Annotated in this window: 20 protein-coding genes; 11 read left to right on the top strand and 9 right to left on the bottom strand. The window is 62.0% G+C overall.

What is annotated here, in order from left to right:
* The first annotated feature begins 101 nt into the window (after positions 1 to 101).
* Positions 102 to 1,562: an MFS transporter gene (locus HJB89_RS08060; protein ID WP_221149519.1), complete on the top strand. Its 1,461-nt coding sequence runs from the start codon at positions 102 to 104 to the stop codon at positions 1,560 to 1,562.
* Here the strand turns inward: HJB89_RS08060 and HJB89_RS08055 are convergent.
* The 4 genes from HJB89_RS08055 to HJB89_RS08040 form a co-directional block, all read right to left on the bottom strand.
* Complete coding sequence (locus HJB89_RS08055) at positions 1,543 to 2,541, bottom strand: NAD(P)H-quinone oxidoreductase (RefSeq protein WP_221149518.1); 999 nt, start codon at positions 2,539 to 2,541, stop codon at positions 1,543 to 1,545. The two genes, HJB89_RS08060 and HJB89_RS08055, sit on opposite strands and share 20 nt — an antisense overlap.
* Positions 2,542 to 2,719: 178 nt before the next feature.
* A complete protein-coding gene (locus HJB89_RS08050) occupies positions 2,720 to 4,543 on the bottom strand; it encodes a GGDEF domain-containing protein (protein ID WP_221149517.1) in 1,824 nt (607 codons plus the stop codon).
* Positions 4,544 to 4,701: 158 nt separating this feature from the next.
* Entirely contained in the window at positions 4,702 to 4,944 is a 243-nt protein-coding gene (locus HJB89_RS08045; protein WP_221139848.1) for a type II toxin-antitoxin system ParD family antitoxin, read from the bottom strand.
* A 162-nt stretch (positions 4,945 to 5,106) separates the two neighbouring features.
* Entirely contained in the window at positions 5,107 to 5,655 is a 549-nt protein-coding gene (locus tag HJB89_RS08040; protein ID WP_221149516.1) for an HdeD family acid-resistance protein, read from the bottom strand.
* 138 nt (positions 5,656 to 5,793) lie between these two features.
* Here HJB89_RS08040 and betI point away from each other — a divergent pair, with 138 nt between their 5' ends.
* The 4 genes from betI (at position 5,794) to HJB89_RS08020 (ending at position 11,297) form a co-directional block, all read left to right on the top strand.
* Positions 5,794 to 6,543, top strand: a complete 750-nt coding sequence (gene betI / locus HJB89_RS08035; RefSeq protein ID WP_221149514.1) for a transcriptional regulator BetI — start codon at positions 5,794 to 5,796, stop codon at positions 6,541 to 6,543.
* A 1-nt stretch (position 6,544) separates the two neighbouring features.
* Complete coding sequence (gene betB / locus HJB89_RS08030) at positions 6,545 to 8,008, top strand: betaine-aldehyde dehydrogenase (protein WP_207583408.1); 1,464 nt, start codon at positions 6,545 to 6,547, stop codon at positions 8,006 to 8,008.
* Positions 8,009 to 8,181: 173 nt separating this feature from the next.
* Positions 8,182 to 9,831 carry a choline dehydrogenase gene (gene betA, locus HJB89_RS08025; protein ID WP_221149512.1) on the top strand — a complete coding sequence of 550 codons (1,650 nt, stop codon included), beginning with the start codon at positions 8,182 to 8,184 and terminating at the stop codon, positions 9,829 to 9,831.
* Between the two features lie 122 nt (positions 9,832 to 9,953).
* A complete protein-coding gene (locus HJB89_RS08020; RefSeq protein ID WP_207583406.1) occupies positions 9,954 to 11,297 on the top strand; it encodes a chloride channel protein in 1,344 nt (447 codons plus the stop codon).
* 109 nt (positions 11,298 to 11,406) lie between these two features.
* Here the strand turns inward: HJB89_RS08020 and HJB89_RS08015 are convergent, their stop codons facing one another.
* Positions 11,407 to 11,853 carry an Rrf2 family transcriptional regulator gene (locus HJB89_RS08015; protein ID WP_007626992.1) on the bottom strand — a complete coding sequence of 149 codons (447 nt, stop codon included), beginning with the start codon at positions 11,851 to 11,853 and terminating at the stop codon, positions 11,407 to 11,409.
* A 419-nt stretch (positions 11,854 to 12,272) separates the two neighbouring features.
* Between HJB89_RS08015 and HJB89_RS08010 the strand changes: the two genes are divergently transcribed.
* The 5 genes from HJB89_RS08010 (at position 12,273) to HJB89_RS07990 (ending at position 19,530) form a co-directional block, all read left to right on the top strand.
* The gene (locus HJB89_RS08010) at positions 12,273 to 13,031 is read left to right on the top strand and encodes a phosphoadenylyl-sulfate reductase (RefSeq protein WP_221149511.1); all 759 of its coding nucleotides are present in this window, start codon (positions 12,273 to 12,275) and stop codon (positions 13,029 to 13,031) included.
* Between the two features lie 113 nt (positions 13,032 to 13,144).
* Entirely contained in the window at positions 13,145 to 14,098 is a 954-nt protein-coding gene (gene cysD, locus HJB89_RS08005) for a sulfate adenylyltransferase subunit CysD (RefSeq protein ID WP_207583404.1), read from the top strand.
* A gap of 1 nt (position 14,099) precedes the next feature.
* Positions 14,100 to 15,596, top strand: coding sequence for a sulfate adenylyltransferase subunit CysN (gene cysN / locus HJB89_RS08000; protein WP_207583403.1), 1,497 nt, complete (start codon positions 14,100 to 14,102; stop codon positions 15,594 to 15,596).
* 416 nt (positions 15,597 to 16,012) lie between these two features.
* Positions 16,013 to 18,307 (top strand): PBP1A family penicillin-binding protein, encoded by a 2,295-nt coding sequence (locus tag HJB89_RS07995; RefSeq protein WP_221149510.1) that lies wholly within the window; start codon positions 16,013 to 16,015, stop codon positions 18,305 to 18,307.
* 269 nt (positions 18,308 to 18,576) lie between these two features.
* Entirely contained in the window at positions 18,577 to 19,530 is a 954-nt protein-coding gene (locus HJB89_RS07990) for an NmrA/HSCARG family protein (RefSeq protein WP_221132165.1), read from the top strand.
* 60 nt (positions 19,531 to 19,590) lie between these two features.
* Here the strand turns inward: HJB89_RS07990 and HJB89_RS07985 are convergent, their stop codons facing one another.
* A complete protein-coding gene (locus HJB89_RS07985; RefSeq protein WP_221117029.1) occupies positions 19,591 to 20,511 on the bottom strand; it encodes a LysR family transcriptional regulator in 921 nt (306 codons plus the stop codon).
* A 112-nt stretch (positions 20,512 to 20,623) separates the two neighbouring features.
* Positions 20,624 to 21,661, bottom strand: coding sequence for a LacI family DNA-binding transcriptional regulator (locus HJB89_RS07980; RefSeq protein ID WP_221132166.1), 1,038 nt, complete (start codon positions 21,659 to 21,661; stop codon positions 20,624 to 20,626).
* Between the two features lie 540 nt (positions 21,662 to 22,201).
* Between HJB89_RS07980 and HJB89_RS07975 the strand changes: the two genes are divergently transcribed.
* Positions 22,202 to 23,707, top strand: a complete 1,506-nt coding sequence (locus HJB89_RS07975) for a DegQ family serine endoprotease (RefSeq protein ID WP_207583398.1) — start codon at positions 22,202 to 22,204, stop codon at positions 23,705 to 23,707.
* Between the two features lie 199 nt (positions 23,708 to 23,906).
* Here the strand turns inward: HJB89_RS07975 and HJB89_RS07970 are convergent, their stop codons facing one another.
* Both HJB89_RS07970 and HJB89_RS07965 read right to left on the bottom strand, forming a co-directional pair.
* On the bottom strand, positions 23,907 to 24,281 hold the full coding sequence (locus HJB89_RS07970; RefSeq protein ID WP_207583397.1) for a hypothetical protein: 375 nt from the start codon (positions 24,279 to 24,281) through the stop codon (positions 23,907 to 23,909).
* Positions 24,282 to 24,447: 166 nt separating this feature from the next.
* A complete protein-coding gene (locus HJB89_RS07965) occupies positions 24,448 to 24,837 on the bottom strand; it encodes a hypothetical protein (protein ID WP_207583396.1) in 390 nt (129 codons plus the stop codon).
* Positions 24,838 to 24,922 lie beyond the last annotated feature (85 nt).

The following is a 24,922-nucleotide window of genomic DNA, read 5'->3' as shown; positions in this document are numbered from 1 at the left end:
ATTTTTCCAAGTGACATCTTGCTTTAATCCGAGCGGCATGTAATTTTCCAATTTATAACTTGGAATATAATCCTTCGCCAGCAAAATCTCGGGATCATCCCATGTCCGATATCGACCAGACTGCAGCCATCCCCAGCGCCAGCTCCCTCCTCCGCCTCTTCCTGCCCGAGCACCTGCCGGCAACATTGATGCTTGCCGGCGGCGTGACGCTTTATGCGGTGGAGAGTTACATCATGGCGACCATCGCACCTTCGATCGTGCGCGATATCGGCGGGCTCGCGCTGTTTTCCTGGGTGACCAGCCTGTTCGTCGCCGCAGCCGTGCTTGGCTCGATCTTCGTCGCCATGCGGCCGCGGGGAACCGGGCTTCGCACCATCTATGTGATCGCGGCGCTGGTCTTCGGCGTCGGCAGCCTGATTGCCGCCGCCGCACCGTCGATGCCGGTGGTGTTGCTCGGACGCGCGGTGCAGGGTCTCGGCACCGGGTCGCTGGCAGCGCTTGGCTATGCCTTCATCCGATTCGTCTATCCCGAGCCGCTATGGACGAAGGCGTCGACGCTTTATGCGGCGATCTGGGGTGTGGCGACCGTCATCGGACCGACGCTCGGCGGCTTCTTCTCCGCCGGCAGCAGCTGGCGCTATGCCTTCATCGTGCTGGTGCCGCTCGGCCTTGTGATGGCGGTGCTGGCGCCGCGGCTGTTGCCCGAGGTCGAAGACGACCGTGAACAGGCTAAGACGCCGGTTGCCCAGATCGGGCTGCTGCTTGGCGCCGTGCTGATGGTCAGCACCGCCGGAACGATCGAAACGACGGCTGCGAAAATCGCTTTGATCGCGGCCTCGATCGCCGCGGTCGCCGGCATGCTTTTCATCGAGGGGAGAAGCCCGAACCGACTGCTGCCGTCCGGCGCCGTCAGCCTTTCCAGGCCGATTGCACGCGTTTACTTGACAATGCTCGCCATGACGGTCGTGCTCGTCAGCGACGTCTTCATTCCCTATTTCCTCCAGGTCCTGCACGGGGTGACGCCGCTTGTCTCGGGTTATCTCGTCGCCCTCGTCGCCCTCGGCTGGACGTTTGCGGCCTTCCTCAGCGGCTCGCTGACCGGCCGGCAGGCGTATTTGGCCATCGTTGCCGGTGCGCTTATCGAGGCGGCGGCGACCATTTCGCTGGCGGTCTTTCTCGCGCGTAACAATCCGCAAGCCCATATGCTCTTCATCGTACCGGCGGCGGCGGCCATGTTCATGATGGGCTTCGGCGTCGGGCTCGGCTGGGCGCATCTCGTCGCCATGGTCCTGGCGCTTGTCGCCGACAACGAGCAGGACAAGGCGTCCTCGGCGATCCCGACGATGAGTTCGCTCGGCGGCGCTTTCGGCGCCGCCTTCGCCGGCGTCATCGCCAATGGCGCCGGGCTGGTTGATCCTGGTGGCATATCAGGGGCGCTGTCGGCGGCGCACTGGCTCTACCTGCTGATGGCGCTGCCCGGCATCGTCGCGATTGCGGCGGCGCTGACATTGATGCACGTCGCCCGCAACGCGGATAAAACGCTCAGCCGAGGCGCAGCATGATCTTGCCGACGTGGCTGCCCTCTTCCATCAGCCGGTGGGCTTCGACGACCTCTTCAAAGGCAAAGACCTTGTGGATGACGGGGGCGACGGTGCCGGCTTCCAAAAGCGGCCAGACCTCGGAGAGCAGGTCGTCGCGGATGGCACGTTTTTCTTCCGCGGTGCGCGGGCGCATGGTGGAGCCGGTGACCGTCAGCCGCTTGACCATGATCGGCTGGAGATTGACCTTTTCGGCAACGGCGCCGCCGAGGAAGGCGATGATCGACAGGCAGCCGTCTTTTCCAAGCGATGCGAGATTGCGCTCGAAATAGGAGGCGCCAATCATGTCAAGGATGATGTCGACGCCGTGGCCGGTCTCGGCCTTGATCACCTCGGCGAAATCCTCGCGTCTGTAGTTGATCGCCCGTTTGGCGCCGAGCTTTTCGCAGGCATCGCATTTCTCACCTGAACCGGCCGTGGCATAGACCTCGGCGCCGAAGGCACGGGCGAGCTGGATCGCCGTCGTGCCGATGCCGCTGGAACCGCCGTGGATCAACACGGTCTCGCCTTCCGTCAGCCCGGCCATCTGGAAAAGATTGGCCCAAACGGTGAAGAAGGTTTCGGGAAGGGCGGCAGCCTTGACCGCATCATAACCCTTGGGAAAGGGCAGGATCTGGCCGGCCGGCAGCAGGCAATATTCGGCATAGGCGCCGCCATTGGCGAGACCGCAGACCTTGTCACCGACGCGATAGCCGCTGACGCCGGCGCCGATCGCGACGATTTCGCCCGAAAGCTCCAGGCCGAGGATCGGGCTCGCGCCCTTGGGCGCGGGATAGCTGCCCTGGCGCTGGGCGACATCGGGGCGGTTGACGCCGATTGCCTCGGCACGAACGAGAACCTCGCCCTCCCCCGGCACCGGCACCGGGCGTTTGCCAATCGTCATCACCTCCGGTCCGCCGAAGGACGGCAGATCGACGAAGCGCATTTCCTGAGGCAGTGACATAGCGCGACCCTCCCTGAAGCATTTTTCAGGCATTCCGGACGCAAAACCGCTGCACACTTTTGCTTGAAATGCTCTGCGCCAAGGAAATAAGTCAGCCCTGCAGGCTTGGGAAGGCCGGAAATGGCAAGGGCGTCAATTCGCCTCGCCCGCTGCTAAGCTCTGTAGCGTCCCTGCGCGTCTAAATAGACGCGCGGCGCTGGAGGAGATGGAAGATGAGACCTTCCTCGCTCTCTTTGGCGGCCGATTTGATGACGGCGATCTCGGCGCTGACGCGGTTGATATCGTCGATGACGAGGCCTTCCGGCAGTTCGATGACGCCGATCGAGCAGCGCATCAGCGGAAACAAGGCTTCGGCGCCGGCGCGGTCGTGACCGAGGATGCGGCCGGCGGCGCGGTGCTCGTCGGAATAAAAGTCAAGCACATCGTCGTGGAAATCGCTGATCAGCCGGTCGAGGATTTCCGTCAGCTCCTCCTTGGTCCAGCCAACGACGCCGATGAAGAAATCGTCACCGCCGACATGGCCGAGGAAATGGCGCTCGGCGAAAAAATAGCGGCGCATCAGCGCGGCAAACAACGAGATCGCGTGATCGCCGAGATGGAAGCCGTAGGCATCGTTGAACGGTTTGAAATTGTCGAAATCGCAGTAGCAGAAGTGGCGGACCTCATCGCCGTCTCGGCCGGACTGGCGCATGAAATCGCGGATGGCACGATTGCCCGGCAGGCCGGTCAGCGGGTTCTGGTCCTGGGCGGTCTTCAGCTGTTTCTCGTTGATGACCTTGATCAGCGAGGCGGCGGAGACGACGCCGGCATAGCGCATGTTATCGGTCAGGATCAGGCAGTTGCTGCCTTCCATATTGGCGAAGATCGCCATCAGCTGCTCGGCGTCGCTGTCGAGGCCGACGATCGGCGCCATTTCGACGAAATGCGAGATGCTGCGCTCGTACATCTTGTTCTTCAGGAGATCGCGGCCGAAGGGCTGGTAGATATATTCCTTGAGGTGTTGCTCGTGGATGATGCCGCGCGGCTCGTTATTGGCGTTGAGCACGGGAAAGAAGGCCTGGCGCGGGTTGCGGCGGAAGAGTTCGAAGACGCTGTCGATGCTGTCGTTCTCGTAAACCGTCGGCAAGAGTTCGATCTGCTTGCGGATGAGGATTTCGTCGAGCGACTGGCTGTTACGTTTGCTTTTTCCGAGTTCCTGCAGATGCGGGAAAGACGGCGCCAGCTCGGATATATGCGTCGTCGGACGGGAGATGAACCAGCCCTGGACGAGGTCGACGCCATATTCGCGGCAAGTGATGAATTCGGCCTCGGTCTCGATGCCTTCGGCGATGACGCGGGTGCCGAGCACATGGGCGATGTTGACGATGCTCTTCAGCAGGTGGCGCTTGCGGGGGCTGCGATCGATCTCGGCGACGAAATGGCGGTCGATCTTCAGGTAATCGACGGAATGATCGCAAAGCAGCTTCATCTCGCCGTGACCGACGCCGAAATCGTCGATCGCCAGCTTGAAACCGGCCTTGCGCAGCTTCGACACCAAGGCGGAAAATTCCGGCACGCTGGTGTTGTCGAAGCGTTCGGAGAACTCGAAGCAGATGGAGGATGGCGGAACATTCGCCTTTCGCAGGTGCTGTAGCAGGCTCTCGACCAGGCGTTCGCCATCAGGGATCAGCCGGACATCGAGATTGAGAAACAGCGTCGAGGTGGAAAAATTCGACAGCGTCGCGAATTTGGCGAGCGCGCGGCTGGCGAGCATCTGCTCCAGCTGCAGCAGTTGGCCTGCCTGATGAGCCTCATCGAGAATGTCGACCGGCGTGTCGTAGCCGATGCGCTCCTGGCCGCGCATAAGGGATTCATAGCCGAACACCGTGCCGGTGCCGGCCTCGACGATCGGCTGAAAAGCGTTCTCGACCACGAGCTTGGCAAACGTGACGATCTGGTCGCTAGCATAGCGGCGCAGGACGCCGGGCTCGACGTTGGCAGCCAGGGAAGTCCCGCTCTTCATTTGGCTGATCTCCACTGTGACTTGTTCTTCTTGGTCAGGAAGATGCCCCGGAAGGATCAATGAACCCTTTCGCCAATATGAAAGTTTTGTGAAAGACGCAGGACGCGGCCACGCGTTCCGCGTTTACTTTGAATTCAAAAATACAATCAGGCGCTTAGTCAGGCGGAGCGGCGGCGCTCGGCCTCGTGATCGGCGAACATATCGGCGACACATCTGCCGCCGGATGGAGCGCCCTCGTCGTCGAGAACATTGTCGCGGAATTCGTTGAGCTTGCGGGCGGTATCCCAGAGGCGGAGCGCCTCGCGGACGACCTCGCTGCTCGAGGCATAGCCGCCATTGTCGACGGCGGCGCGGATGCCCGCTGCCTGTTGCGGAGAGATGGAAACGGTGACCATCGGCATGAACTTCCTCCCTTTTTTATTCAGGCAGAACCCTGCCTTTGGGGGACGCATGACCATTTGCGGCGATCGCACACAGGGCCACCCGCTTTTGGCGAGCGGTCCATACCCCTTAAGTCTAATCCCCTGTCATGCCCTTGTCAAAATAGGCGTATCAAAAAGGCTTCAACTACGGATGCCGAGGCCGAAGGCGATCATCGTCGAGCCCTGGATGATGAGATCGGCGGCCAGGAACAGGCCGAGGACCCAGAGGCTGTTCACCGGCCAGCCCAGGGCGATGACAAAGCCGGCCAGCGCCGTTATGACGCCGCTTGCAACGATCCAGCGCCAGCCCTTCAGCGGTCGCATCCGCATTCCAACCCAGAGACGGAAGATGCCGGCCACTAGCAGCGCAATGGACAGTAACAGGGTCAAGGCCGCCGAGGTAAAGATAGGATTGATGAAGGCGCAGATGCCGGCAAGCACATAAAGGATGCCGCTCAGGGCCCAGAAGAGCACTTGATCCCAACGGCGCAACTGAAAAGCGTGGACGAGATAGATGACGCCGCCTGCCAGCATCAGCATGCCGACATAAAAGACCGAGGCGACGGTCGCCATCAACAGGTTGCTGAGAGCGATGAGGCCGCAGATAAGAAGCAGTACGCCGAGGCCGAGAAACCATGCCCATTTCGACCGCAGCGAGGATGCGGGCATTTCGTTGAAGACGCTGGTCATAGCACACCTCCTGATCAACTCCGAATATGTTGCCCCAGTTCTTCCCTAAAAGATGTGCGCGAAATCAATTCAGCAAATATTTTTGTTGATTGATCAGTCAATCAAAAATATCCTTATCGACAATAGGGGAGTTGGCGGTTGCCTAAAGTTGGAATGGAACCGGTGCGCCGCAAGGCGCTTGTCGACGCGGCGTTGCGGGTGATCGGCGATCACGGCTCGCTTGCCGTCACCATGTCCGACATCGCCCGCCAGGCCGGCGTCTCCCCTGCCCTGGCGCATCATTATTTCGGCAGCAAGGAACAATTGCTGGTCGAGACGATCCGCTCGCTTCTCAGACAATTGCGCAGCGATACGGTGTCGGCGCTCCGTGCAGCCCGGACGCCGCGCGCCAGGCTTTCGGCGGTCATCCGGGTCAGCTTCCACGCCGACCAGTTTGCGCCGGACACGATCGCCGCCTGGCTTGCCTTTTACGCCGAGGCGCAACGCTCTGAGGAGACGCGGCGTTTCCTGGTGATCTATGCCCGACGGCTGCGCTCCAACCTGCTTGCCGATCTGAAGAGGCTGCTGCCCGCCGACGCCGCAGAACGCATCGCCGAGGGCGCTGCGGCGATGATCGACGGGCTCTACATCAGGCAAAGTCTGAAATCGGCGCCGATCGGCATCGAGGCCTCGATCGCGCTGACCGAGGATTATCTGAATGCGCTTCTGGCCGTTGTTTCCCCTTCTCCCCAGCGGGGAGAAGATGTCCGAAGGACAGATGAGGGGGTGAGCGACGCGGGAGCGAACGGCCGAAAGGCCGAGACTGCCGCCCCCTCAGCCGGCCCTGCGGGCCACCTTCTCCCCCAGGGGAGAAGGAAAAGACACATCGCACCACCCAAGGACAAATGACATGAAAGCCCAGCCGAAAGCCTCGCACTTCATCGACGGCGAATATGTCGAGGATACCGACGGCACCGTCATCGAGAGCCTCTATCCGGCCACCGGCGAGGTGATCGCCCGGCTGCACGCGGCAACGCCTGCGATCGTCGAGAAGGCGATTGCGGCCGCCAAGCGCGCCCAGCCGGAATGGGCGGCGATGAGCCCGATGGCGCGCGGGCGCATCCTCAAACGGGCGGCCGACATCATGCGCGAGAGAAACCGGGCGCTGTCCGAACTCGAAACGCTCGATACCGGCAAGCCCATCCAGGAGACGATCGTCGCCGACCCGACCTCAGGCGCCGATGCCTTCGAATTCTTCGGCGGCGTTGCGCCGGCCGGCCTCAACGGTTCGCATATCCCGCTCGGCCAGGATTTTGCCTATACCAAGCGCGTGGCGCTCGGCGTATGCGTCGGCATCGGCGCCTGGAACTATCCGCAGCAGATCGCCTGCTGGAAAGCGGCGCCGGCGCTGATCTGCGGCAATGCCATGGTGTTCAAACCCTCGGAAAACACCCCGCTCGGCGCCTTGAAGATCGCCGAAATCCTGCATGAGGCGGGGCTGCCGAAGGGGCTCTTCAACGTCATCCAGGGCGACCGCGACACCGGGCCGCTGCTCGTCAACCACCCCGATGTCGCGAAGGTGTCGCTGACCGGCTCGGTGCCGACCGGGCGCCGGGTGGCGGCGGCGGCGGCCGGCAATCTCAAGCACGTGACGATGGAGCTCGGCGGCAAGTCGCCGCTGATCGTTTTCAACGACGCCGATCTCGATTCGGCGGTGGGCGGGGCGATGCTCGGCAATTTTTATTCCACCGGCCAGGTCTGCTCGAACGGCACCCGCGTCTTCGTGCAGAAGGCGATCAAGGCCGAATTCCTGAAGCGGCTGAAGGCGCGCACCGAGGCAATGCTGATCGGCGATCCGATGGACGAGGCGACGCAGGTCGGGCCGATGGTCTCCTGGGCGCAACGCGAGAAGGTGATTTCCTACATCGAGAAGGGCAAGGCCGAGGGTGCGAGCCTGATTGCCGGCGGCGGCATTCCGAACAACGTCTCCGGCGAAGGCTATTACGTGCAGCCGACGGTGTTTGCCGATGTCACCGACGAGATGAGCATTGCCCGCGAGGAGATCTTCGGGCCCGTCATGTCGGTGCTCGATTTCGACGACGAGGACGAGGTGATCGCACGCGCCAATGCCAGCGAATTCGGGCTCTCCGGCGGCGTCTTCACTGCCGACCTCACCCGCGCCCATCGCGTCGTCGACCGGCTCGAGGCGGGCACGCTCTGGATCAACACCTACAATCTCTGCCCGGTGGAAATCCCCTTCGGCGGCTCGAAACAATCCGGCTTCGGCCGGGAGAATTCGCTGGCCGCGCTGGAGCATTATTCCGAGCTGAAGACGGTTTATGTCGGCATGGGGCCGGTGGCGGCGCCTTATTGATCGCAGCGCAGGCAGCCCCCTCATCCGCCCGCCGGGCACCTTCTCCCCAAGGGTAGAAGGGGGAACCGAGAGGCCGCGGCACGTCTCTTCTCCCCTTTGGGGAGAAGGTGGGGGCAGCCGGATGAGGGGGCGACGCGCCGCGACGGCTGAAGCAAAACGCGAGAGAAAAAACCATGCAAGCAGATTTCGTCATCATCGGCTCCGGCTCCGCCGGCTCGGCGCTCGCCTATCGCCTCTCTGAAGACGGCAAGAATAGCGTCCTCGTCATTGAGGCCGGTGGCAGCGATTTCGGGCCGTTCATCCAGATGCCGGCAGCGCTTGCCTGGCCGATGAGCATGAAGCGCTACAATTGGGGCTATCTTTCCGAACCGGAGCCCAATCTCAACAACCGGCGCATCACCGCGCCGCGCGGCAAGGTGATCGGCGGCTCCTCCTCGATCAACGGCATGGTCTATGTGCGCGGCCATGCTGAGGATTTCAACCGCTGGGAGGAACTCGGCGCCGGCGGTTGGGCCTATGCCGATGTTCTCCCCTATTTCAAGCGGATGGAGCATTCGCATGGCGGCGAGGAAGGCTGGCGCGGCAGCGACGGGCCGCTGCACGTTCAGCGCGGCGGCTTCACCAATCCGCTGTTCCACGCCTTCATCGAGTCCGGCAAACAGGCGGGCTTCGAGACGACGGAGGATTATAACGGCAGCAAGCAGGAAGGCTTCGGATTGATGGAGCAGACCATCTTTTCCGGCCGCCGATGGTCAGCCGCCAACGCTTATCTGAAACCGGCGCTGAAGCGGAAAAATGTCGGGATCATCTACGGCCTGGCGCGCCGGATCGTCATCGAGGACGGCCGGGCGACCGGCGTCGAGATCGAGCGCAACGGCAAAATAGAGGTCGTCAAGGCAAGCCGCGAGGTGATCGTCTCGGCCTCTTCGTTCAATTCGCCGAAGCTGCTAATGCTGTCGGGCATCGGTCCGGGCGGCCATCTCCAAGAAATGGGCATCGAGGTGAAGGCCGACCGGCCGGGCGTCGGCGCCAACCTGCAGGACCATATGGAATTCTACTTCCAGCAGGTGAGCACCAAGCCGGTGTCGCTCTATTCCTGGCTGCCCTGGTTCTGGCAAGGCGTGGCCGGCGCGCAATGGCTGCTTTCCAAGGGCGGGCTCGGCGCCTCGAACCAGTTCGAAGCCTGTGCCTTCCTGCGCTCCGCGCCCGGGCTGAAGCAACCCGACATCCAGTACCATTTCCTGCCGGTGGCGATCAGCTATGACGGCAAGGCGGCGGCCAAAAGCCACGGCTTCCAGGTGCATGTCGGCTACAATCTGTCGAAATCGCGCGGCAGCGTGACGCTGCGCTCCGCCGATCCCAAGGCCGACCCGGTGCTGCGCTTCAACTATATGAGCCATGCCGAGGACTGGGAGAAATTCCGCCACTGCGTGCGCCTCACCCGCGAGCTCTTCGGGCAGAGCGCCTTCGCGAACTATCGAGGACCGGAAATCCAGCCGGGCGAAAATGTACGAAGCGACGAAGAGATCGACGCCTTCCTGCGCGAACATCTGGAAAGCGCCTATCACCCCTGCGGCACCTGCAAGATGGGCGCCAAGGACGATCCGATGGCAGTGGTCGATCCGCAGACCCGGGTGATCGGCGTCGAGGCCTTGCGCGTCGCCGACAGCTCGATCTTCCCGCACGTCACCTACGGCAACCTCAACGGACCGTCGATCATGACTGGCGAAAAGGCCGCCGACCATATCCTCGGCAAACAGCCGCTGGCGCGCTCGAACCAGGAACCGTGGGTCAATCCAAGGGCGGCGGTGAGCGATCGGTGATGGTTGGAGAGAGCTATCGTTGCCTGTCGGCGAAGTTCGTCGGCGGCGAATTTCGAAGAAAGAGATGGTTCTTTCCCTGCAAACCGGTTTAGGAAGAGGCTCTGTTCAACATCCGCTCCGGCATGCCCGTGTTGTATCGCAAGTCCAGACTTCTTCGTCGATCCCGTGTTCTATGGGGTTCCCTCGCGCTCTGGCGCCCGCGGCTGATCTTCTGGTTCGGCGCCTTTGCGATCGGCGTCATCAGCGTCGGCTTTGCCAGGCTGGCGGATCTCGCCCAGCGCGCTTTTGCCGGCGTGACCACCTCCGGCGAATGGAGCTTTTTGCTGCCGCTCGTCATTACGCCGCTCGGCTTCATGCTGTCGGCCACTCTTGCCGCAACGTTTTTCCCGAATGCGCAGGGCAGCGGCATTCCGCAGGCGATTGCCGCCCGGCACCTGCGCGATCCGGAAGACCGCACCCGCCTGCTGTCGCTGCGGCTGGTCTTCGGCAAGATCGTGCTGACGGTGCTCGGGCTGCTCAGCGGCGCATCGATCGGCCGCGAAGGGCCGACCGTGCAGGTCGGCGCATCGATCATGCTGGCGGTTGCCCGCTTCGGCGGCATGGCGCAGGCCCGCGGACTGATCCTTGCCGGTTCGGCGGCCGGCATCGCCGCCGCCTTCAACACGCCGCTCGCCGGCATCGTCTTTGCGATCGAAGAGATGAGCCGGACCTATGAATCGCGCGCCAACGGCCTGGTTCTGACCGCCGTCATCCTGTCCGGCCTTGCCGCCCTCGGGCTTGCCGGCAGCTACAATTATTTCGGCTCTACCGCGGTGGCGCCGGCATCGCTGCGCGACTGGGAACTGGTGTTCGTCTGCGGCATCGGCGGCGGCGCGCTCGGTGCGGCCTTCAGCGGGCTTGCGCTCCATATCGGCCAGCATGTCCGCCGCTTCACGCATTCGCAGCCGCTGCGGCGGATGGTCATGCTGGCAACGGCCTGCGGCCTCGCCGTCGCCGTCATCGGTATCCTGTCTGATGGTACGACCTTCGGAACCGGCTACGACCAGGCGAAGGGCGCGGTCGAAGGCAATCCCCTGCCCCTGCTGTTCTTCCTCGAAAAGCTTGCTGCCGGCTTCCTGTCGATGATTTCGGGAATTCCGGGCGGCATCTTCGCGCCCTCACTCGCCATCGGCGCCGGTTTCGGCAGCACGGTCGGCCAGTTGATGGGCAGCGGCATCGCGCTTGCGGCGATCCTCGGCATGGCCGGATATTTCTCCGGCGTGGTGCAGGCGCCGATGACGGCCTTCGTCATCATTCTGGAAATGACTGGCGATCACCAGGCCGTCATCCCGATCATGGCGGTATCGATGATCGGCTACGTCACCTCGCGCCTGTTGTCGCGAGAGCCGCTCTATCACGGCCTGTCGCGCGTCTTCATTGCCGCAGCGATCAGGGCCCGGCGCGCCAGGGAACTGGCGGAAAGCTGAGATCGGTCCACGAGAGGCGTGACTTCGACCCACGGCATCCGCGATGGTCGCAACACCCTGCCGTTGTGAATGACGAGCAACAGCACTGGGCAAACCGGCCGATCGTCGCTCAGGCGAGCAGCCGGGTGACTTCGGCGGTGCGGGCCGGCTGGGCGGCATCGGCGATGGTCGTCGAAAACAGCACCTTGCGGGTGGCGTCAGCCACCTTGGCGAAGACGTGGCGGATCTGGCAGTTCTGCTCGCCGTCGCAATCGTCGCACTTTCGATAGGCGGTGATCGACAGGCACGGAAGCGGCGCGAGCGGGCCGTCGACGATGCGCAGGATCTCGCCGAAGGTGATGGTGTGGGCGGGTTTCAAGAGGAGATAACCGCCCTGCTTGCCGCGGCGGCTGACGACGATGCCGTGATGTTTCAGGTCGAGCAGGATCTGTTCGAGAAACTTTTTCGGGATCTTCTGCTGCGCGGCGATATCGGAAATCATCACCGGTTCGTCAGCATCGGCATCCGCCAGAACCGTCAGCGCCCGCAGCGCATATTTCGCCTTTTGCGTAATCATCTCAGACCATCGACACACACAGGCGGCACGAATCTTCGCACCGCTACGGAAGTACTTTCGCCTCTATGGCATAGCCAGCATGAACGGAATTTGAACGCACCGGAGAAAGCCTTGAGGATCAAGCGTTTTCGGCCTTGTTTTCACCCTCGGCCGAGCCGGCGCAATTTACGCCTAAACCGCGTCTTCCGCATCTTTTTCGGCATCACTTCAGATTTCGGATTGACAGGCCGCGTGTAAGTCTACAAATCTTATAGACATTCAGGCTGCCAACGCGGATTTCGTCCGCGGGCGGCTGCTTTTCTGCATCGCGGCAGCTTCGGAGAGATATTTGCTCCTCCGGCCGCAGCTTTCGAAATCCCTTTTTCTGTCCGACCCTAGCCTGAGCTGCGATACTCCCGTCAACAAAGGACAGGATTCCCATGACTGTTAACAATACGATTGCGGAAGAAGGGCCGATTGCTAGAGCCGAGGCGCTGAACGACGCGCTGGCGGGTCTTGACCTCGCCGGACGTCTGTCGCTGGTCTCCGGCCTCGGCGGCCGCGTGGTGTTCACCACCTCGCTCGGCATCGAGGACCAGGTGATCGCCGCCGAGATCGGCACACACCGGCTGCCGATCGATGTTGCGACGCTGCAGACCGGCCGGCTGTTTGCCGAGACGCTGTCGCTGATCGAAGAGACGGAAAGCCAGTACGACATTCAGATCCGCCGCTTCGAGCCCGAACAGGCCGACATCGACGCCTATGCGGCGCAATACGGCCTCAACGGTTTCTACGAGAGTGTCGAAGCCCGGCATGCCTGCTGTGGCGTGCGCAAGCTGAAGCCGCTGGCGCGTGCGCTGGAAGGCGCTGCGATCTGGATCACCGGCCTGCGCCGTGGCCAATCGGCCAATCGCGCCGAAACGCCGTTTGCCGAATACGACGCCGAACGCCACCTCTTGAAAGTCAATCCGCTCGCCGATTGGGACCTGGAGGCAATCAAGGCCTTCGTGGCCGACAACGGCGTGCCGGTCAATCCGCTGCATCAGCGTGGCTATCCCTCGATCGGCTGCGAGCCCTGCACGCGGGCAATCAAGCCCGGCGAGCCGGAACGCGCCGGCCGCTGGTGGTGGGAGCAGGACGAGACGCGCGAATGCGGCCTGCATGTCGCCGAAGAGGCCGCGGTGATCGCCGCACAATAATCAAATTCACGGCTTACCGAACCCGGGCGCGGCCACCGCCGCAGCCTTGGGAAAGCCAGCATCAGGAACTGCTTTGCGGCAAACCGCAAAGGATCGACAGTCTGGAGTAAAACATGCCCGATAGCCGTCCGGATACGGAACTCAGCAATCCCCAGAGCGCCAAGGCGCCACTCGACCCGCATCTCAAGGCGCTGGAAAACGAATCCATCCACATCTTCCGCGAGGTCGCCGCCGAATTCGAGCGTCCGGTCATGCTCTATTCGATCGGCAAGGATTCCTCGGTGCTGCTGCACTTGGCGCGCAAGGCCTTCTATCCCGGCCGCGTGCCCTTCCCGCTGTTGCATGTGAACACCGGCTGGAAATTCCGGGAGATGATCGCCTTCCGCGACGCGACCGCCAAGAAGTACGAACTCGATCTGATCGAACACATCAATCCGCGCGGCGCGGCCGAAAACATCACGCCGTTTACCCACGGTTCGGCGGCCTTCACCGACATCATGAAGACCGAAGGCCTGCGCCAGGCGCTCGATGCCGGCCAGTTCGATGCCGCTTTCGGCGGCGCGCGGCGCGACGAGGAAGCCAGCCGCGCCAAGGAGCGGATCTATTCCTTCCGCACCCCGGACCATCGCTGGGATCCGCGCAACCAGCGGCCGGAACTGTGGAACGTCTATAACGGCATGATCCGCAAGGGCGAGAGCGTGCGCGCCTTCCCGCTGTCGAACTGGACGGAGGTCGACATCTGGCGCTACATCCAGGCCGAAGACATTCCGCTGGTGCCGCTCTATTACGCCAAGAAGCGGCCGTTCGTGGAGCGCGACGGCATGATGATCCTGGCCGAGGATCCGCGCCTGGAATTGCTGCCCGGCGAAGTCCGCCAGGAAGGCATGATCCGCTTCCGCACCCTCGGCGACTTCCCGCTGACCGGCGCCATCCGCTCACAGGCGACCACCCTCGAAGAGGTGATTGCCGAACTCGAAATCGCAACGGTGTCCGAACGCCAGGGCCGCGCCATCGACCGCGACCAGTCCGGCTCCATGGAAAAGAAGAAGCGTGAAGGATATTTCTGAGATGACCGCAGCCCAAACCGCCGTCTCGGCCGCCACCGTCGTCAGCCTGCCCGCCGCCGAGCCGCAGAAGGCCCAGCGCGACACGCGCCCGTTGCGCCTGATTACCTGCGGTAGCGTCGATGACGGCAAATCGACCTTGATCGGCCGCCTGCTCTGGGACACCAAGGCGGTCAAGGAAGACCAGGCCGCCACGCTGCAGCGCGATTCCACCGGCAAGCAGAACGATCTCGGCCTGCCCGACTTCGCGCTGCTGCTCGACGGCCTGCAGGCCGAGCGCGAACAGGGCATCACCATCGATGTCGCCTATCGCTATTTCTCGACCGACAAGCGCTCCTTCATCGTCGCCGACACGCCCGGCCACGAGCAATATACCCGTAACATGGCGACCGGCGCCTCGACGGCCGACCTCGCCATCTTGCTGGTCGATGCCCGTTTCGGCATTCTCGAGCAGACCCGCCGTCATGCGACGATCGCCTCGCTGCTCGGGATCAAGCAGTTCGTGCTTGCCGTCAACAAGATCGACCTGACGGGCTACGACCGCGCCGGCTTCGACAAGATCACCCATGAATTCCGGGAATTTGCCCTGTCGCTCGGCGTCAAGCAGATCACCGCCATTCCGATGTCGGCGCTGAAGGGCGAAAACGTCGTCTATTCCGCCCAGGCCGCCATGCCGTGGTACAGCGGCCCGACGCTGGTGGAGACGCTGGAGCTTGCGACCGTACGCTCGTCGCAGACGGTCGGCTTCCGGCTCTCGGTGCAGCGCGTGTCGCGCCCGGGCGAAAGCTTCCGCGGCTATCAGGGCACGGTTGCCGGCGGCTCGGTCAAGCCAGGCGACAGCGTCATGATCCTGCCGTCGGGCATGGTCGCCAATGTCTCGAAGATCGTCACCTTCGATCTCGTTCGCAACGCTGCCGTTGCCGGCGACGCGATCACGCTGGTGCTCGACCGCCAGGTCGATGTGGCGCGCGGCGACATGATCGTCTCGATCGACGCCCAGCCGCAGGTCGGCCTTGCCTTCGACGCGCAGATCGTCGCGCTGCAGCCTGAGGGCATCGAGCCCGGAAAACGCTACTGGCTGAAGAGCGGTTCGCGCCGCCAGCGCGTTCAGGTGCAGCCGCTCAGTCAACTCGAGCTGAAGACCGGCACCTGGACTGCTGCCCAGCGGCTCTACATGAACGCCATCGGCAAAGTCCGGCTTGTCTTCGAGGAAGCGGCGATCTTCGACCCCTATGAGCAGAACCGGCTGTCCGGCTCCTTCATCCTGATCGACCCGGAGACCAACAATACGGTTGCCGGCGGCATGGTGACGGGTAAGCGTACCGAACTCGGCGGCCTGCACAATGGCGAAGGCCGCGTCATCCTCTCGCTGCCGGCCGATCTTGCCGAACAGATCATGGCCAGCGAACTCTTCGCCAGCCGCAGCCACGAGGCCGAGGTGCGCCGCATGACCGCCGCCGAAGCGGCCGATCTCTGGTCGAGCGCTGCAAGTGATATTTGATAAGAGATAAGGGGCCAGCAACACTGGCCTCTTATGCGAGGCCGAATCCGGTGACTGCGGCCGGCGGATTCCTGCCGAACGGCGATGGCGCAAATTGCAGTAATGAAATCGATCAGGTCCTGGGACGTTGCGACAAGCTCTCCACCTCGGCTTTCGGCCGATTGCGGCTATCTGAAATGGTCCTGGGAGGCAGGAGAAACCCCGTTACTTCTCTCGAAGCCCAGCTCTGATCCCCTCGCCAAGTCTTGACCTCCTGGCTGGCTGAGAGCGGCTTCAACGTGGCGGTTGCCCTCTCGATGTCTGGTGCATGGTTGCCGTCATTGTCATCGCAGCAGTCCGTTGGGGCCTTTTGCGGTGGAACAGTCCGCATCCCCGGCTATATAGGTCATTGTGCGTTGGCTTTTTAGCGGTAATCGATGCCCAATTCTCCCGAATCCTCAGGTGAAAGCGTTAGCAGCTCGAGCTCGGGTCGCGATCAGACCCCAGATTCGGCAGCGCAAGCGGCCGCCTTGGATTCGCCGGGAACCACCCAAGTCGAAGACCCGCAGCCGCCCCACGGATCCTTCGACCAAACCAGACGGGCCGTCAGGACTCTATTACGTGCGATACGTCAAGATTTGCAGGCAAGTTCTGCTGTGGCAAAGATCAAGACGGCCGCATTTTCTTGGAGGACGAAGCCAAGGAGGTCGGCGCCGCTTGGAATCCCGCCAGCTCCGCACAACTGGATGGCGACTGCTTTGGTCAAAGCCGGGCGCGGTATTCGCGATCGGCGTTCAAAGCGTGAAAGCCGTTGGAGCGCATCGCTCATTACGGGCTGGTGGAAATTCGCTCTCGGGTCCTTCCTTGTTGTCTGCCTCCTCGTCGGAAGCATTCTGGTGTGGGCACTGAAAGACGTGCCCTGGAGCGAAATCCGGGATGGAACGTTAAAGCCGGTCGTGGTGCTGGAGACCGCCGACGGCGCGCCGCTGGTAAGACAGGGACCTTATCAAGGGCCATATGCTCGATACGACCAGTTTCCACCCCATCTGATCGATGCCGTCCTTTCGATTGAGGATCGCCGGTTCATGGGTCATTTCGGCATCGATCCCAGGGGCATCGCGAGGGCGCTTCTGCGGAACTTGGAGGCCGGCTCGGTGGTGGAGGGTGGCAGCACTATCACCCAGCAACTGATCAAGCTGCAATACCTCGACAGCGACCGAACAATAAAACGAAAGATTCAGGAGGTCGTGATCGCATTCTGGCTGGAGTGGAAGCTCGGCAAGGCGGAAATCCTGACGCGCTATCTGAATAGCGTCTATCTTGGCGCGGGGGCTACCGGCATGCCTGCCGCCGCGCGCATCTATTTCAACAAGGATGTCGGCGCCCTCAACCTGCCTGAGTCGGCGATGCTGGCGGGATTGCTGCGGGCGCCGAGCCAATGGAATCCCATCGACAATTTCGAAGGCGCCCGGCAGCGCACCATGGTCGTCCTCGATGCGATGGCGGCCAATGGCAAGATCACCGCGCCGCAGACGGCGGAAGCCAAGACGAGCTTTGCCAGCCTGCACCCAACGACACCAACGCCGCGTTCCGGAAGCTGGTTTGCCGACTGGATTTCGCCGCAAGCGAGCGAAATCGCCGGCTCCTCGCCGGGTTCGACTACGGTGCGCACCACGCTGGTGCCGACATTGCAGCAGATCGCCGAAAGGGTCGTGAAAAGAGCCCTGGACAGTGAAGGAAAGACGGTCGCAGCATCGCAGGCGGCGTTGGTTGCGATGACGCCCGACGGCGCGGTCGTTGCGATGGTTGGCGGGCGCGACTACAAGGCGAGCCAGTTCAACCGCGCCGTCACCGCGATGCGCCAGCCGGGTTCCACCTTCAAGCTGTTCGTCTATTACGCAGCATTGAAGGCTGGGCTCACTCTGTCCGACCAGGTTCTGGACGCGCCAATAGACATTGACGGCTGGTCGCCAGAAAATTACGGTGGCAACTATCGCGGTTGGGTAACGCTTGCCGAGGCGTTCGCGCGATCGCTCAATGCCGCGTCAGTGACGCTTGCGCAAGAGGTGGGTCTAGACAATGTGATCGCAGCCGCGCGCGAACTCGGCATCGATGCGCCACTGGCCAACACGCCGTCATTGGCGCTTGGCACATCCGAAGTAAATCTGCTTAACCTCACCAGCGCCTATGCGTCCGTCAAATTCGGCAGGGCCCCTGTCAAACCCTGGGGCATCATCGACTTTCAAGCGGCAGGGCAGCCCAAGACGTTTCGCGTTGGCTCACAATCAAAGCCGAATGTCGATCTTTCGCCCTACCAGTCCGATCTCCTCGGCCTTCTGCAGTTGGTGGTCGAGCGCGGTACTGGACGCGGAGCAGATCCCGGCACGTTTGCCGCCGGTAAGACCGGCACGAGCCAGAACAATCGTGATGCCTGGTTCGTCGGCTTTACGGAAGCCCTCGTCGTCGGTGTCTGGGTTGGAAATGACGATGACGCGCCGATGAAGGGGGTGACCGGCGGCGCCCTGCCAGCGCATATTTGGCGGGACTTCATGCGCGAGGCGACGACCGAACCGACGTTGGACGGAGTGCGATCGACAGAAGCAGCCGTCGAGGGCCAAGGCGCGCCGCAGTCCTGTAACATCACCGCCTGCTCGCGCAGCTACCGCTCCTTTCGACCGTCCGATTGTACCTATCAGCCATATTCCGGCGGCCGAAGGCTTTGCGAAAAGTGATGTGGATGGCAGAGATCGAGCCGCCCGTCCTTCCCTGACTGCCGGTGTTTCCGATCCGTGATGCGCTACCGACTGGTATCGGCGCCCGGCCGGGCGCCACTTATCCATAAAACGGCATTATCTTATGCTTTTCAGCCATCTACAGCGATAGAGCCTGTTTCGATAGGGTAGACACAGTCGAGGTGGCTATCGGCACGGACCGACTGCGCTGCCTTGTAAAGACGCCTGCCACTCTGGTCGGCGGCAAATGACAGGGAAAGGATGAAGCTATGTCTACAGACAACAAGCCATTGATCGCGGTTACCGGTGCAACGAGCAAACAGGGGCGCAGCGTCGTTGCAACGCTTCTTGAGAGCCAGCGCTTCCGCGTCCGTGCCTTCACTCGGAAAAAGGATTCGCCCGAAGCTCTACGTCTTGAGAAGCTCGGCGCTGAAATCGCCACCGTGCCTCTCGAACTCGGCCGCCAGAATGAGTTCGTTGCTGCGTTCAAGGGCGCGGATGGCGCCTTTCTGATGACGCCGCCGATCGCCCCGCCGGAGACAAGCGAGGCTCCGCTCGGCCGGCAGCTGGCGGATGCGGCCGTCGAGGCCGGCGTCGGGCACATTGTGTTCAGCACGCTCGAGAATATCGACAAGATCACCGGTGGGACGAAATATGCGCCGCATTTTACCGATAAAGCGCGCGTTGCAGATTACATTCGCGGCCTGCCGATCTCTCATTCCTTCATTATGCTGGCATTCTTCTATACGAATCTAAGTGAATATTATGCGCCGCGCATGGAAGGCGACACCCTGCTCTTGCCGATCTATCTGCCGGAAGATTTCGCAGCACCTTTTGTCGATCCGCTGACGGCGACCGGGCCTGTTGTCCTCGAGATCTTCTCGAACCCCGAGCGCTACAACGGCAAAACGCTGCCGATCGTCGGCGATATCATTTCTCCGCGCGAGATGGTCGAAACCTTTCAACGCGTGACCGGCCTCAAGGCCGAGTATCGAAATGCGTTCACCAGGGACGGCCTGCTCGCCTATTTTCCGGAGTTTGCCGCCAACGAACTTCTCGTTCGAGAGATTCTCGGGATGGTCGAATATGCTGTCGAGTATGGCTATTTCGGCAAGGAGCACGATCTCGAATGGAGCCGTCGCCTGAATCCCGGAACGCTCGGCTGGGAGCAGTTTCTGCGGACGTCGGGGTGGCGCGGCGACAAGCGCTCTTTCGGAGGTTGAAGCGTCTCGCAAAGGTGCGGCAGCGGTTTTGCGAGAACGGGATGCCTGAAAACAAGAGGCTTACGATGGCCGGATTCCCGGCAGCTTAGCGACCTCGGCGGCCAGAAAGTCGACGAGGAGTCGAACGCGGGCAATGGCTGCACGCTCCGGAACTATCAGCAAGCTTACAGGAACCGGCGAAGGCCGATAGTCGCCAAGCACGACCTCTAGCCGGCCGTCTTCCAGAAGATCGTGAACCAGCCAGAGATGTGTGGGACCAATGCCGCGGCCGGCGGCAAGGGCTTCGCGCGCCGCAAGCCCGTGATCGACGCGCAAACGGCCGCTGACCGGGACCATCAGGCTGGCGCCATCGGGAGAGGAAAGAAGGAGCTGATTGCTGCCTGCCACGTTGGACATCACAACGGTTTCGTGGCGCGACAGATCGGCCGGGCGCTGCGGCCGTCCGCGGACAGAAAAATAAGCCGGAGCGCCGACCAGCAGCCGCTGGCTCTCTCCGAGCGCATGAAGCTTCATCGAGCTGTCGGCGAGAGGTCCAAGACGGAGCGCCACGTCGACGCCTTCGCGAACCAGGTCGATACGCTCGTCCGTCAGGTTGAGGTCGACGCGGATATCCGGGTGCCTGTCCTGAAAGTCAAAGATCATTCGCGTGACATGCATTACGCCAAGTGCTGCGGTACAGGAAAGGCGAACTGCGCCAGCAGGGGCTTGACGGGCATCTCTGGCTTCTTCAGCAGCCTGTTCGACCAGGCGCAATATCTGAAGGCAGTTGGTATAGTAGCGACTACCTTCTTCCGTAAGGGTGACGCGACGCGTGGTTCGGCTGAGAAGAGGCACACCGACAGCCTCCTCAAGTTCATTGAGGTGCCGCGTCACGGTGGATTGGCCGACGCCCAGTTCCTTTGCGACCATCGACAGGTTGCTGCGCTCGGCGACGCGAATAAAGGTGCGCATTCTGTCAAAAGACAGTCCCGCCTTATCCATTTTTCAGCACAGTGATTGTCATTTCACCCATATACGGAATAATCTTGACTATGCCCAGTCCAAGCTTCCGCAAGGCTAGGCTCCACGTCTATTGTCGGTGTGTCTGACCAGATTACCGCGTCGAACCCCGCGGAATAATGGTAAAGCCCAAGTCAGCCTTGTCTTCATCAGCTGGCTCGCCGCGGACGGCGCGCAGCAGCATGTCGGCGACGCGGTAGCCGATATCGTAGCGCGGTATGTGCACCGTCGTCAGCGACGGCTCGGTGAAGGCCGAAAATTCCAGATCGTTGAAGCCGCAGATGCCGACATCCTCCGGCACGCGGATGCCGCGCACGGCGCATTCGATGAGAACGCCAAGCGCCAGTTCGTCGCTCTGGGCAAAGACCGCATCGATATCCGGCACGCGCTGCAACAGGCTGGAAAACAGCTGCCTGCCGAGGCCGGTGCGACTTGGCGCATCGCCGCCGATAATGAGATCGGGGTCGAAACGCCCGGCTTCCCGCATCGCAGCCTCATAGCCTTCGATGCGGCGGCGCGAGCGGACATCCGCGCCGCGGCCCATGAAAGCGATCCTGTTATAGCCCTTCGACAGCAGGAAACGGGTGGGTTCGGCGCCGGCCGCATAGTGATCGAGGCCGACGACCAGGGTTTGCGGCTCCTGGCTGAGATCGGCGATATGGGCGATGGGACAGGCAGCACGCTCGATCAGCGGCAAAAGATCACGATAGGATTCGGCGCCGGCGATGATGACGCCGGCCGGCTTCTGCGTCAGGAAAGATTTCAGCAGGCCGGCCTCCCCCTCGCCATGGTTCAGCGTATTGGAATATTGCACGGTGAACTCGGTGCCGCGGAAGCGATCCTCCATACCGGTCATCAGGCCGGTGAAGCCGTATTGATGCAAGGCGGGCGTGATGACGCCGACGCTGCCGTTGTGGCGGCCGGCCAGCGCCCGGGCGGCAAGATTGGGGATATAACCCATCTCGTCGACCGTGCGCAGGATCACCTCGCGCAGATCCTCCGAGACGATCTCAGGATTACGAAGCGCGCGCGAGATGGTGATCGGGCTGACGCCGACCTTCTTCGCCACATCGCTCAACGTCACATGCGCGCCGCGCTTGCCGTTGCGCCCCTGCCCTGCTGCCTTGCTCATCGCCCCTCATATGCCACCGCGAAACCCCGTCGATTCGCAGTCTTTACTTTCTGCAGAAGAATTAATTTAGAGTCTACTAACATTTTATATTCGCAATAGGTTTCGGGCAGACAATTTCCAGAAACAGCAGCATGATCATCTGTCGGCAAAATTACGGGCGCATGCGGCGAGCGGATCACCGGCTTCGGGAATAAGTCCATTTATTTTCGAATGAAAATCGCTGAGGAGAACGCGCTGCGAAGCAAAACCCCGGCCGGAATTGCCGGCGTGGGCACCCGGTTCAAAAACCGTCGGCACAAAGATTAAATTCCAGTAATGTCTTACAAATCGGCAATATAAACATGATCAATATTTAATTTGTAAATCCGCCGGCCGCGATCATATGAATCCCGAGCGCGAATTCTTCGATTGTCCCGGTCGCCACCCCAACGACTGCGCTGCGATCGGAGGCATTGGCGCCAAACGCCATCCGACGCCAGGTCCCAAGACGTGGAACCACGACGCCATCCAAAGCCAACACTCTCGCAAGGGACCATCACCATGTCACACATCTTAAGCAAACACCGCGCTGCAGCGCTGGTCGGGGCGGCCATCATCGCCGGCGCGGCCTGTCTGCCCTTCACCATCAACGGCTCGAACGCCATTGCCGCGCCAGCCGATAGCGGCGGCGTCTTGGCCGCGAGCGGCTCCTTCGCGTCCATCGTCGATGCCGACAAACCTGCCGTCGTCACCATCACCACGACAATGAAGGCGACCGACGTCAGCGCCGACCAACAGGACTCGCCGATGGACGAGCAGTTCCGCCAGTTCTTCGAGGATCAAGGCATCCCGCTGCCGCACCAAGCACCGAAAAACCGGCCTTCCCAGCAGGCGATGGCGCTCGGCTCCGGCTTCATCATCAGCCCGGACGGCGTGATCGTCACCAACAACCATGTCATCGACAATGCCATCGACATCAAGGTGACGCTGGACGACGGCACGGAACTGCCGGCCAAGCTGATCGGCACCGACCCGAAATCCGATGTCGCCGTCTTGAAGATCGAGGCGCCCAGGCCCCTGCAGACGATTGCCTGGGGCGATTCCGACCAGTTGAAGCTCGGCGACCAGATCCTGGCGATCGGCAACCCCTTCGGCATCGGCACGACGGTGACGGCAGGCATCGTCTCGGCGCGCGGCCGCGACCTGCACAGCGGGCCCTATGACGATTTCATCCAGATCGATGCGCCGATCAACCATGGCAATTCCGGCGGACCGCTCGTCGACCGCAGCGGCAATGTCGTCGGCATCAACACTGCGATCTATTCGCCGAACGGCGGCAGCGTCGGCGTCGGCTTCGCCATCCCCTCGGATGAAGCCAAGGCGATCGTCGCCAAGCTGCAGAAAAACGGCTCGATCGATCACGGCTATCTCGGCGTGCAGATCCAGCCGGTGACGAAAGACGTCGCCGATGCCGTCGGCCTCGACAAGACAGGCGGGGCGCTGGTTGCCGCCGTTACCGCCGATACGCCGGCGGCGCAGGCCGGCGTTAAGCCGGGCGATATCGTCACCTCGGTCGGCGGCGAGACCGTCAAGACGCCGAAGGATCTGTCGCGGCTGGTGGCCGACCTTTCGCCGGGCGCCAAAAAATCCCTTGGCATCTGGCGCGACGGCAAGACGATCGATCTCAACGTCACTGTCGGCGGCAATGAGGACGGCCAGAAGCAGGCTGCGGCCGAAAGCTCGGACAACAAGGGCGAGAGCAGTGGCCAGCCGAGCCTCGGGATCGGACTTGCCGACCTGACAGTCGACATGCGCCAGCAGCTCAACCTGCCGCGCGCCGTCAGCGGCGCGGTGGTCGCCAGCGTCGATCCCGACAAGTCGGCCGCTGCCGCCGGCATCCAGTCGGGCGATGTCATCGTCTCGGTCAACGATAAGCTGGTTCACAACAGCCGCGACGTCAAGGCCGCGATTGCCGACGCCGGCAAGGCCGGCCGCAAATCGGTGCTGCTGCTCGTCGAACGCGACGGTATCAAGACTTTTGTCGCCGTGCCATTTGCCGCGGTCTGAAGGCCGCGTCTGGTAGCAAGACCTTCGTCGCCGTGCCGTTCAGCGCGGCCTGAGGGCTCAAGTTGAAGGTTGAAAGGAGAAGCCCGTGAGAGCGGGCTTTCGACCGACCGGCGTGGTGGCGTTCGAACCGTGTTCGGCTTGGTCGGCGAAGACATGGATGCGTACCTGCAGAATGCGGTCGCTCTCGCCCTACGTCTGCTCAGGGAGATTTCCGCTTCGCCCTCTTTGTCTGACTGCCGTGGTTGCCTCTTTGACGGTTTGCCTCCTGCTGATTTATCGCATCGGATTGGCTGCGTTGGGCGGCCTCCAATTGCTGCCTCGTCGGGAGATCATGCTCGTAGGTGGGCGCGCTGAATGCCGTGGCGTTGTCGAACGGACCTTTGTGTGTCCGCGCCACACCATAGGCTTGGTTAGCACCCCTATCGATCCCGTGCTCGGCCGACGGTGAGCGGGCGTGACGAGCCTGTGTGATCAGATCGTCGGCAGTCGGGCTTGACGTTGCGCTCTTCTGCGCCGAAGCGATGATCGCGCGTTTCCCGGCGTCGTCCTTTTGATCGGCGCGGTTCCGGGACATGTTTTCATCCTTTTTCGTCGTGTCACATCAGATCGCGATGCATGCCGTTCAGACGCGTGTAGCCGTTCAGGAAAAACGACACGCCTAACTACGAACATGAATCAGGTTCGATGCGGCGATTTAGAAGCGATAATTCTGCCCTGTCGCGTTCGGCGGCCTTCACCGATCATCGTTCAGGCAGCCTGGTTTTTGGAAAGCGATAACCGACCGGCCGTCGCGATGCGTTGGCACGCCGGGGCGCCGTATACCGGCCAATCCGATAGGCCTTCTCCGGAGCGCCGCCGTCATCCTGCCATCTTGCAAAAGACGCGTCTTCGATCGCCTGAGGACGCGGGTTCGAACTCAACTGGGTTGCAAGATACATTCTCAAAGCCGATCTCAGCGCGGCCTCATCGACGATGCCTATTTGGAAACAATGAATGAGGAAACTCGTCGCGCTGATCTCGCTGATATCGATCGCGTAAGTTTCGCCGCCACGGAAACCGGCCTTTCGAAGAATGCGCTCCAGCATTCTCAAATTGGTGACATCGAAAAACGGATCAGATGGGGAAGACATTGTGTCCTCCTTCATTGGGGCTAGGGTTCACGTGCGCGCCCCAAGCGACGGTGCCCTTATCGTGCCCGCCGATCGCTCAGCTTGC

The sequence above is a fragment of the Rhizobium sp. NZLR8 genome, assembly GCF_019685025.1.
GTDB lineage: Bacteria > Pseudomonadota > Alphaproteobacteria > Rhizobiales > Rhizobiaceae > Rhizobium.
The sequence above is the reverse complement of the archived record's forward strand: the minus strand, read 5'-3'. Positions and strand labels throughout refer to the sequence as shown.

Bases quoted from the DNA above. Each gene is read 5' to 3' on its own strand.
- HJB89_RS08060 (WP_221149519.1), top strand. From the start codon at position 102: ATGTCCGATATCGACCAGACTGCAGCCATCCCCAGCGCCAGCTCCCTC.
- HJB89_RS08055 (WP_221149518.1), bottom strand. From the start codon at position 2,541: ATGTCACTGCCTCAGGAAATGCGCTTCGTCGATCTGCCGTCCTTCGGC.
- HJB89_RS08050 (WP_221149517.1), bottom strand. From the start codon at position 4,543: ATGAAGAGCGGGACTTCCCTGGCTGCCAACGTCGAGCCCGGCGTCCTG.
- HJB89_RS08045 (WP_221139848.1), bottom strand. From the start codon at position 4,944: ATGCCGATGGTCACCGTTTCCATCTCTCCGCAACAGGCAGCGGGCATC.
- HJB89_RS08040 (WP_221149516.1), bottom strand. From the start codon at position 5,655: ATGACCAGCGTCTTCAACGAAATGCCCGCATCCTCGCTGCGGTCGAAA.
- betB (WP_207583408.1), top strand. From the start codon at position 6,545: ATGAAAGCCCAGCCGAAAGCCTCGCACTTCATCGACGGCGAATATGTC.
- betA (WP_221149512.1), top strand. From the start codon at position 8,182: ATGCAAGCAGATTTCGTCATCATCGGCTCCGGCTCCGCCGGCTCGGCG.
- HJB89_RS08020 (WP_207583406.1), top strand. From the start codon at position 9,954: ATGCCCGTGTTGTATCGCAAGTCCAGACTTCTTCGTCGATCCCGTGTT.
- HJB89_RS08015 (WP_007626992.1), bottom strand. From the start codon at position 11,853: ATGATTACGCAAAAGGCGAAATATGCGCTGCGGGCGCTGACGGTTCTG.
- HJB89_RS08010 (WP_221149511.1), top strand. From the start codon at position 12,273: ATGACTGTTAACAATACGATTGCGGAAGAAGGGCCGATTGCTAGAGCC.
- cysD (WP_207583404.1), top strand. From the start codon at position 13,145: ATGCCCGATAGCCGTCCGGATACGGAACTCAGCAATCCCCAGAGCGCC.
- cysN (WP_207583403.1), top strand. From the start codon at position 14,100: ATGACCGCAGCCCAAACCGCCGTCTCGGCCGCCACCGTCGTCAGCCTG.
- HJB89_RS07995 (WP_221149510.1), top strand. From the start codon at position 16,013: ATGCCCAATTCTCCCGAATCCTCAGGTGAAAGCGTTAGCAGCTCGAGC.
- HJB89_RS07990 (WP_221132165.1), top strand. From the start codon at position 18,577: ATGTCTACAGACAACAAGCCATTGATCGCGGTTACCGGTGCAACGAGC.
- HJB89_RS07985 (WP_221117029.1), bottom strand. From the start codon at position 20,511: ATGGATAAGGCGGGACTGTCTTTTGACAGAATGCGCACCTTTATTCGC.
- HJB89_RS07980 (WP_221132166.1), bottom strand. From the start codon at position 21,661: ATGAGCAAGGCAGCAGGGCAGGGGCGCAACGGCAAGCGCGGCGCGCAT.
- HJB89_RS07975 (WP_207583398.1), top strand. From the start codon at position 22,202: ATGTCACACATCTTAAGCAAACACCGCGCTGCAGCGCTGGTCGGGGCG.
- HJB89_RS07970 (WP_207583397.1), bottom strand. From the start codon at position 24,281: ATGTCCCGGAACCGCGCCGATCAAAAGGACGACGCCGGGAAACGCGCG.
- HJB89_RS07965 (WP_207583396.1), bottom strand. From the start codon at position 24,837: ATGTCTTCCCCATCTGATCCGTTTTTCGATGTCACCAATTTGAGAATG.